Annotated in this window: 4 protein-coding genes; 3 read left to right on the forward strand and 1 reads right to left on the reverse strand. The window is 75.2% G+C overall.

Annotated elements, in window-relative coordinates; all coding sequences use genetic code 11:
- Nucleotides 1-180 precede the first annotated feature (180 nt).
- Nucleotides 181-1,122 carry a LysR family transcriptional regulator gene (locus ACFRCG_RS32780; RefSeq protein WP_380038180.1) on the forward strand — a complete coding sequence of 314 codons (942 nt, stop codon included), beginning with the start codon at nt 181-183 and terminating at the stop codon, nt 1,120-1,122.
- A gap of 7 nt (nt 1,123-1,129) precedes the next feature.
- On the opposite strand, the gene ACFRCG_RS32785 is transcribed toward ACFRCG_RS32780, so the two are convergent.
- Nucleotides 1,130-1,693 carry a hypothetical protein gene (locus ACFRCG_RS32785; protein ID WP_380038182.1) on the reverse strand — a complete coding sequence of 188 codons (564 nt, stop codon included), beginning with the start codon at nt 1,691-1,693 and terminating at the stop codon, nt 1,130-1,132.
- 221 nt (nt 1,694-1,914) lie between these two features.
- Here ACFRCG_RS32785 and ACFRCG_RS32790 point away from each other — a divergent pair, with 221 nt between their 5' ends.
- Nucleotides 1,915-6,870, forward strand: coding sequence for a tetratricopeptide repeat protein (locus tag ACFRCG_RS32790; protein WP_380038184.1), 4,956 nt, complete (start codon nt 1,915-1,917; stop codon nt 6,868-6,870).
- Nucleotides 6,871-6,936: 66 nt separating this feature from the next.
- Nucleotides 6,937-7,359, forward strand: coding sequence for a hypothetical protein (locus ACFRCG_RS32795; protein ID WP_380038187.1), 423 nt, complete (start codon nt 6,937-6,939; stop codon nt 7,357-7,359).
- Nucleotides 7,360-8,983: the final 1,624 nt, after the last annotated feature.

Consider the following 8,983-nt stretch of genomic DNA (forward strand, 5'->3'; position numbering starts at 1 on the left):
TGTGCCGGACCGCTCGCCGTGTGCCGGGCCGCTCGCCCTCGGGCCGCTCGCCGGACGTCCCGGCCGGGTGCGCCGACCCGGCCTCCCCGTCGGGATCAACACAACGCCGCCGCATACCGGCCGGTCCAACAACCGACCGGCCCACCCGACAACCAACGGTTGTCACCTATGGTGAGCGGCATGGATCTGGACCTCGCCCGGGTGCGCGCATTCGTCGCGGTGGCCGACCTGCGGCACTTCGGCCGCGCCGCCGAGCAGCTGGCGATCACCCAGCAGGCGCTGTCCAAGCGGCTCGCCCGCCTGGAGGCCGCGTTGGGCGCCGCGCTGGTCGACCGCGCCGGCAGCCGGGGCGTCACCCTCACCGAGGCCGGCGCACGTTTCCTGGACCCGGCCCGCCGGGCGCTGGCGGCGGGCGAACTCGCGGTCGGCGCGGTCCGCGACGCCCGGCCGGCGCTGCGTCTGGACGTGTGGGGGCACCTGTACGCGCCGATGCGCACCGTCGCGCGGGTGCTCGACGCCGCCCCCGACCTGAACCTGGAGCCGAGTGCCGGGCGCGACCTGCCGTCGGTGGCCTCGGCGATCCTGCGCGGCGACGTGGACGCCGGCTTCGGCCGGGTACACCCGCTGCCCGGACACGCCCCGCTCGGGCTGACCCATCGCCTGGTCCGCCTCGAACCGGTGGACGCCGTCGTCGGCCCCGGCCACCCCCTGGCCGACGCCGCCGAACTGCGCCCGAGTCAGCTGCGCGACAGCGTCCTGTGGTGCCCTGCGGCGGTGGACCGGCTGGACTTCCTGGCCCGATTCGCCGCCGCGTTCGGGATCGCCGAGTGGGCGGCCGGACCGAACCTGGGCCTGACGCCCTTCCTGGAGCACCTGCGCGACGACCCCACGTGCTTCGCGCTGCTGCCCGCCGACGGCCCGCTGCCCGAGGGCCTCGCCGTACGGTCGATCCCGCTGGTCGCGCCCACCCCGCTGTACGCGTGGTCCCTGCTGTGGCACCCGGACCGGCCACACCCGCGGCTGGACGCCCTGCTCCGCGAGTTCGCCCGGGTGGGCGCCGCCGACCGCTGGCTCGACCACGACCCGTCCCGGGACTGGCTCCCGGGGCCCGACCACGCGTGAACCCGCCTCAGGACACCAGGTCGCGCCAGAACGGCACCGTCGGCTCCGCGTACTCGATGCCGCCGCCCAGGAACTCCGCGGTGAGGTAGTCGGTCAGGTTCGCGCCGTACACCACGATGTCGGTCTGCATCATCGACAACACCGGGTGACCCCACTGGCCCTCGGTCCCGGGCAGGTAGCGGTGGCCGTACACCGGCACCATCCGCGGCACCCGCGCCAGGTGATACCGCGCCGACTTGAGCGCGTGTTTGAGCTGCGCCGGCCGGACGCCCCACGCGTCCGGCCAGAACGCGTTGTGCTCGACGTCGAACAGCACACCCTCGGCGGGCAGGGCCAGTCGGGCCTTCAGGTCGCGGGCGCCGCCGTAGCGCCAATTCGGCCACCCCTTGCCGGTCGGCAACGCGGCCGACAACATCGACCGGTGGTCGGCGGCGAAGCGGAACCCGAAGTCCTGCTCCACGGTCTCGAACTCGGCCTCCGTCAGGCCGGGCAGGAGGTCGGCGCCGGTCCGCTCCAGAAGCAGGCGGAAGTCCCGCTCGGTCGGTCGATCCGGGGACGGTGTGCTGGTCATGGCCACCGAGCGTAGTCGGCGCCGGTCGCCGCGCCGGGACCGCCGGAGCGGCACGCGGCCGGATTTTATCGGAACCGGCCCGGCAAGCACCTGAAAGTCGGCTGACCGGTGTTCTAGCATGAGCGCTCGATGCTGGGATGAAGTGCTGATTGAACGGTGCTGGTTGAACGGTCGGGGGACCCGTTGATCGACGAAGTTCGGCATGCCCCGCGGGCCGCCCGATGACGGTCCCGCTTCTCGCCGCCGTCGCGGCCCTCCTCGCCTTGGTGGCCGCACTGATGTGGTTCGCATTCCGGCGCAGGCCCGCCTCCGTGGCCGCCCGCGCCGACACGTTGTTGGCCCAGGCCGAGGGGGCGCATCGGGCGGGACGGCTCGCCGCGGCCGATCGCGGCTATCGGCGCGTCGCGGACGCGCTCGGCAAACCGGGCGCACCGACCGGCCTCGCCGCGACGCGGGGCCAGGCGCTGGTCGGCCTCGGCGAGGTGGCGAGCCGCCAGGGGCACTCGGCCGACGCGCTCACCGCCTTCCGGGCCGCGTTCGCGCTGACCACGCTGCCGCCCGGCGCGCTGGAGCTGACCGCGGCCGACGCGACCCGGCGGGCCGATCCGGGGTCGCTGGAGGTCGCGTTGTGCGTCGACCTGGTCACCCGCACCGACACCGACCCCGACCATCCCGCCTACGACTTCCTGGAGGCCCGGTGTGTGGTCGCCCCCGGGGCGTCGGAGGCCGAGCTGATCGCGGTGGAGGCGCTGGCGGCGCGGATCGAGGCGGGCGCGCCGCGGCTGGAGTGGGCGGTGTACGGCCGCGCGTGCGCGCTGCGCGACCTGGGCCGTGGCACCGAGGCGATCGCCGCGTTCGAGCGGGCCGACCGGCTGGTGCCGCGTGCGGCCACCGGGTACGAGCTGGGCCGGCTGCACCGCGACGCGGGCCGCCCGGACGAGGCGCTGGCCGCGTTCGAGCGTTCGCTCACCATCGAGCCGGAGCGGCCCGAGGTGCTGTACGCGATGGCGCTGACCCACCTGCGCCGCACGCCCGCCGACAAGGCGCAGCGCGTCGCCGCCCTGGAGGCCGCCGTCGGCCTGCTCACCCGCACCTGCACGCTCGCCCCCACCCACGCCCAGGCCTGGCTGGGCCTGGGCCGGGCGCAGCACGCGCTCGGACACGACGACGCGGCGTTCGAGCCGCTGCGCCGGGCCTGCGAGTTGATGCCCGAACACGTCGACGTGCAGATGGAGTTCGTCGACCTGGCGCTGGCCCGGGGGCAACGGGCGGCGGCTGTCCCGGTGTTGCGCCGCGTAGTGACGGGCCGGCCCCGGCATGTCGCGGCCAACCTGATCCTGGGCACGCTCCACGACGAGGACGGCGACTTCGTCGCCGCGGCGCCCTGTTTCGAGCGGGTGGTCGCGGTCGAACCGGGCCACGCGCGGGCCCGCTTCGGCCTGGGCCGGGCGCTGTTCGAGCAGGGCGAGGCGCAGCGGGCGATCCCGCATCTGGCCGCGGTGCCCGAGCGGGACGCGGCGCAGCACCACCTGTTGGCGCGGGCGTACAGCGCGGCGGGCGAACCGGCGGCGGCCGACGCGGCGTTCTCGGCCGCGATCGAGGCGGGCGACGACAGCGCGATCGCCCACCACCGGCAGGCCTGCGTGCGGTTGCGGCGCGAGTTGCGGCAGGACGCGATCGCCTCGTTCTGGCGGGTGTTGGACCGGGCGGACGACGATTCGCCGTTGGCCGCCGAGGCGTTGCTCTTCCGCGGCATCGCGTATCGCGAGGAGGGCGACCTCGGCGCGGCGCGGGCCGACGCGGACGCCGCGGTGGCCGCCGCGCCGCGCGACGCGCGGGCCCACTACGCGCGCGGGCAGCTGGCCGTCGTGGAGGACGAATGGGCCACCGCCCGGGGCGCGTTCGAGACCGCCGTGCGGCTCGACCCGGACTACGCGCCGGCCCGGTTCGGGCTGGGTCTGGTCCGGGAGCACGCGGGCGAGCACGAGGGCGCGGCGGAGGCGTACGAGCAGGGGTTGGCGCGCCGGGCGGACTGGACGCCGGCCGTGGTGCGCCTGGGGGCGGCCCGGATCGCGGCGGGGCGGCTCGCGGATGGCGTCGAGGTACTGGGGCGGGTGCGCGGCGAGCCGACCGGGTCGGCCCGCTTCCATCTGGCCCTGGGCTACGCCCGGCAGGGTCGGGTGGAGCGCGCGGACGAGTTGTGGGCGGCGCCGGGCGGGGTCAACGACGCGATACGCGCGCACAATGTGGCCACCGCGCGCGATCTGCTGGCCCGGGCGGCGCTGGCCGCCGGGGACCACGCGCTCGCCAGGGAGCATTGGCAGGCGTGTCGGGGCGCGTTTCCCGAGCACGACGGCTATCGGACCGCGCTGGCCGAGACGTTGTTCCGCGAGGGCGCCGAGTTGTTGCGGTTCGGCCGCGACGGGGGCGCGCACCTGGCCACCGCCCGGGACCGGCTCGGCGCGGCGGGCGCGCTGGTGCCGGGCGATCGCCGGGTCCGGCTGCACCTGGCGGTCGCGGCGTTGTACGCGGGCGAACCGGCGCTGGCGGTGCGGTTGTCGGCGGCGCTGGATCCGCTGGCCGATCCGCGCGTGGGGCATCTGGCGCCGCTGGCCCGGCTGGCGCTCGGCGCGGGCACGGTGTCGCTGGGCGCGCTGGTCGAGGCGGAGCCGGCGGCGTGGGCGGTGCGCGGGATGCACGCCGCGCGGGGTCGGCGGTGGGCGGACGCGGCGGAGGCGTATCGGCAGGCGTTGGTGGTGCCGGGCCCGGTCGAGCCGGAGCCGCACGCGGCGGTCTGCGAGGCGGCCGAGTGCACGGCGTCGGCGCGGGCGGGGTGCGGGCAGTGCGGGCGGGCGTATTGCGCCGAACACGGCGTCCTGCCGGCCGCGTTGCCGGCACGGTGCGGGGCTTGCGTGGACGCGGTCCTGGCCGCGTTGGCGTCCTGTGCGCATCTGGCGGGCACGGGGGCGGCGGCGGAGGCCGAGGCGACCCGGTGGGCGGGCGACGGTGGGCGGGCGGCCGCGCATCACCTGCTGGCGCTTTTGCGGGCGCAGCGGGGCGACCACGACGCGGCGCTCGCGGGCCTGGAGCGGCTGTTGGCCGGGCCGATGGCCAGTGACGAGGGCCGGCTGATCGCGGCCCGGGTGTATCTGCGTCGGGCCGCGGCGCACAGCGAGGACCTGGTCGCCGCGTCGGCGGACGTGGAGCGGGCCGCGCGGCTGGTACCGGAGTTGCCGGAGGTGCGCCGGGCCCGACCGCTGCTGCGCTCGTGGCAGGCGCTCGCCCACGCGCTGGCGGGCAGGCACGGGGCGTCGATCGAGATCCGCCTCGAGTCGGAGCGGATCGACCCGACGGATGTACGCAACCTGCAGTGCCTGGCACTGTCCGCGCTGCGCGCCGGGCAGGCGGGCGACGCGGGGCACACCACCGGGCTGTGGCGGCTGGTCTGCGGGACGTGGGCGACGGTGTTGTACAGCCCGAGGTTTTGGCTCGACCTGGAGGCGCGGACCGGGCGGGAGATCTCCGCCGAGCAGATCCACGCCGCGCGGCAGGAGCAGATCGAGCGGGTGTTCCTGGAGTTGCGCGAGCGCGCCGCGCACAGCGAGGGCTCGGTGGCCGCGCTGTATCGCCGGCTGGACCTGCACTGGGCGTGGGAGGTGGCCGCGACCGAGCGGGTGGCGGCGCTGGATCCGGCGCCGGCGCCGATCGTGTGCGGGCCGCTGTTCCTGGCGCGGGTGGCCGATCCGGAGCAGGGTTCGGACGCGGGTCGGGCGTTGGCCGAGACGGTGCGCGCCGCCGCCGATCCGCACACCGGCGACCTGCTCGGGCCGCTGGGGATGTACCACCACCTGATCGACGTGGGCCGCTTCGACGAGGCGGTGGCGGGGCTGACCGGACTCGCGGGGCTGGCCGGGCCGGACGCGACGCCGGGGGTGGCCGCGCTGTTGGCCCGGGCGCATCTGGCCCGGGCGCGGGATCTGGGCGGGCGCGGGGAGTGGGCGCGGGCGCTGGAGTGCCTGGAGCAGGCCGCGCCGATCCCGGCGGAGGCGGTGGAGTTGGCGGCCGAGGTGGGTATTCGCGCGGCCGAGACGGCACTTGCCGCCGATCCGGCCGAAGAGGACGAGGCCGCGCGGCTGTTGGAGCGCGCGTGGGCGCTGGCTCCCGACGGGCCGGGCCTGCGCGGGGAGTTGGCCGGGGCGTACGCGCGACTGGCCCGGCGGGCGCACGAGGGCAGGCGGCATCGGGACGCGATCGCGCTGGTGCGGCAGGCGCTGGAGCTGACCCCGGCGGATCCGGCGACCCGGGCGCTGGCGGGCGCCGCGTTGCGCGGGCTGGTGATGGAGTTGCTGGCGGCCGACACCGACGCGGCGGCGGCCGAGGCGGTCGGGGCGATGCGCGAGGCGTTCGCGCTCGACCCGGGCGAGGCGAGCCGGATCGGGCTGACCAACGCACTGTTCCTGAGCGCGGAGCGGCTGGCGCTGCGCGGGGGCGCCCGCGAGCAGGCGGTGGCGGCGATGGCCGAGGCGATCGCGCTGGCCGACCCCGACGGCGAGAGCGACTCCGTGGCCGCCGAGGCCCGCCGGCGGGTGGCCGCGCTGCTGGTGGAGACGGCCGGGGCGAGTGAGCGGGACGAGGACTTCGACCGGGCGATCACGCTCCTGGAGGAGGCCCGGCACTACGGCGACGACCCGCCCACCCGCCGGGCGTTGGCGTTCAACCACTACTACGCGCGGCACTACGAGGTCGCGGAGCGGTTGTTGCGGCAGGAGATCGGCGCCGGTCTGGAGATCGACACGCTGCGCGAGGCGTGGGTGGTGGTGGCCGTCGACTGGGGCTACGACCTGCTGGCCAAGGGCCGTGCGTACGACGCGATCGAGGTGCTGTCGGCGGCGCTGGGCGAGCACGAGGAGCCCAGGCTGCGGGACGCGCTGGTGGCGGTGTACCTGGGCGAGGAGCGCTACCAGGACGCGATCCGCACACTGGAGGCGATCGAGCCGACCCCGGAGAACACCCGCCTCCTGGCCCTCGCGCTGCACAACGAGGGGGTACGGCAGGCGAACATGGGCCACAACCACACCGCGCTGGTACACCTGGAACGGGCCCACGAGTACCACCCGACGGACGGCACCCGGGAAATCCTGGACGAGGTCCGCTCCCGAATCCACGGCTACTACTGACCGAAGCCACCCCCCATCGCACCCGCCCCCTCCCCGCCCCCTCCCCACCCCTTCGGAGCCCGGAGCATGCCCGCAGCCGAACCCTCCCCATACGACATCCTCGGCATCACCCCGGCCGCCACACCACCCGAGGTACACGCCGCCTACGAGCGCGCGTTGGCGGCGGCCACGGGCGCCCCCGCCCGCGAGACCTGCACCACGGCCTACCTACACCTGCGCAACACCGGCCGCCGCCTGGGCGCCGACATCCTGGAGTACGCCGCCCCCGACCCGTCCACCACCGCGCGCGAGGCCTTCGCGGGCGTCGCCGAACAACGCTTCCTCCCCCATGACGCCCCACCCCCACCGATCACGACCCTGGTCGTCCTGCGCCGCTCCACCACCGCCGAGGACCACCGCGAACCCCCACCCACCGACACCACCTTCGCCACCCCGGCCCGCTTCACCGCCACGGCAGAGGTATTGCCCCCGGTGGACATCCCCCGCTGAGACGGGACGCGAGCATCCATAGCCGCCGCAGCCGCCGCCGGTCCGGTCGCGTTCAACGGATGCGCTGCGGGTGGCGGGTGCGGGGCCGGCCAGAGTCGGTGGTGGACCGCCGCCGGCGTGCGGGGCCCGGAGACTTCGAGACCCCTACGAGGCGGGCGTGTTGGTCGGCGAAAAAGCGACCTGCAGCGGCGGACAGGGTAGGTGCTCGGGTCGGGTTCGCCGGGCGTGCGTTCCCGAGTGGCCGGGTGATTTCGGCGCGCGTTGCGCTTTGGGTTGCGGGTGGCCGGTGCAGAGCTGGTCAAAGTCGATGGTGGACCGCCGCCGGCGTGCGGGGCTCCGAGACCTCGAAACCCCTACGAGGCGGGCGTGTTGGTCGGCCGAAAAGCGACCTGCAGCGGCGGACAGGGTGGGTGCTCGGGTTGTGTTCGCCGGGCGTGCGTTCTTGAGTGGGCCGGGCGGCTTCCGGCGCGCGTTGCGCTTGTGGTTGCGGGTGCCCGGTGCGGGGCCGGCCAGAGTCGGCGGTGGACCGCCGCCGGCGTGCGGGGCTCCGAGACTTCGAGACCCCTACGAGGCGGGTGTGTTGGTCGGCGAAAAAGCGACCTGCAGCGGCGGACAGGGTGGGTGCTCGGGTTGTGTTCGCCGGGCGTGCGTTCTTGAGTGGGCCGGGCGGCTTCCGGCGGGCGTTGCGCTTTGGGTTGCGGGTGGCTGGTGCGGGGCCGGCCAGAGTCGATGGTGGGCCGCCGCCGGCGTGCGAGGCTCCAAGACTTCGGGCTTCCCGTGAGATGGGCGCGTTGCTCGGCGAAAACCGGCCGGCAGCGGGGAGCAGTGAGGGCGGTCGGGTCGAGTCCGCCGGCGAGCCTTCCCGGGTGGGTCGGGAAGGGCATTTCGAGGTGCGGTTGGGCGTGTGGGGGCGGGAGTTCACGAAACCGGACGGCGTGAGGTGCCGTGGCCTCGACGTGAGAGAAAACCGCAGGTCAGTGCGAAGAGGGAGCGTTTGAGATGCCTCGGGATCCGGTTTCGGCCCCCGCCGGGCACTTTCGGTCGGCTCGACGGCCTCCGCGAGGGTACAGCGCCCGAAGCCGAGCCCGACCGGGCAGTTTCGGTCCCCTCACCGGCGTCGAGAAGGCCGAAGCGCACGAAACCGGCACTCGACATCCGACTTTCCACCCCACCCACGCAAAACCGCAGGTCACCAAAGCCCGAAGCCCACAACCACCCACCGCGATCCGGTTTAGAACCCCAACCCCCTCCAAATACCCCCAAAACACCCGCCCCACTCTGGAAGGCCCCCGGAGAACCCGACCGGACCACCCACCCGCTCCCCCACTGCCAGCCGGTTTTCGGTGAGCAACACGCCTGTCTCGTCGGGACCTCGAGGTCTCGGAGCCCCGCACGCCGGCGGCGGCCCACCATCGACTCTGGCCGGCCCCGCACCGGCCACCCGTAACCACAAGTGCAACGGCCGCCGGAAGCCTCCCGACCCACTCAAGAACGCACGCCCGGCGAACCCAACCCGGGCACCCACCCTGTCCGCCGCTGCAGGTCGCTTTTTCGCCGACCAACACACCCGTCTCGTCGGGACCTCGAGGTCTCGGAGCCCCGCACGCCGGCGGCGGCCCACCAC

Source organism: Embleya sp. NPDC056575, assembly GCF_042793325.1.
Lineage (GTDB): Bacteria > Actinomycetota > Actinomycetes > Streptomycetales > Streptomycetaceae > Embleya.

Coding starts and splice junctions, on each gene's coding strand:
- ACFRCG_RS32795 (WP_380038187.1), top strand. CDS start 6,937: ATGCCCGCAGCCGAACCCTCCCCATACGACATCCTCGGCATCACCCCG.
- ACFRCG_RS32790 (WP_380038184.1), top strand. CDS start 1,915: ATGACGGTCCCGCTTCTCGCCGCCGTCGCGGCCCTCCTCGCCTTGGTG.
- ACFRCG_RS32780 (WP_380038180.1), top strand. CDS start 181: ATGGATCTGGACCTCGCCCGGGTGCGCGCATTCGTCGCGGTGGCCGAC.
- ACFRCG_RS32785 (WP_380038182.1), bottom strand. CDS start 1,693: ATGACCAGCACACCGTCCCCGGATCGACCGACCGAGCGGGACTTCCGC.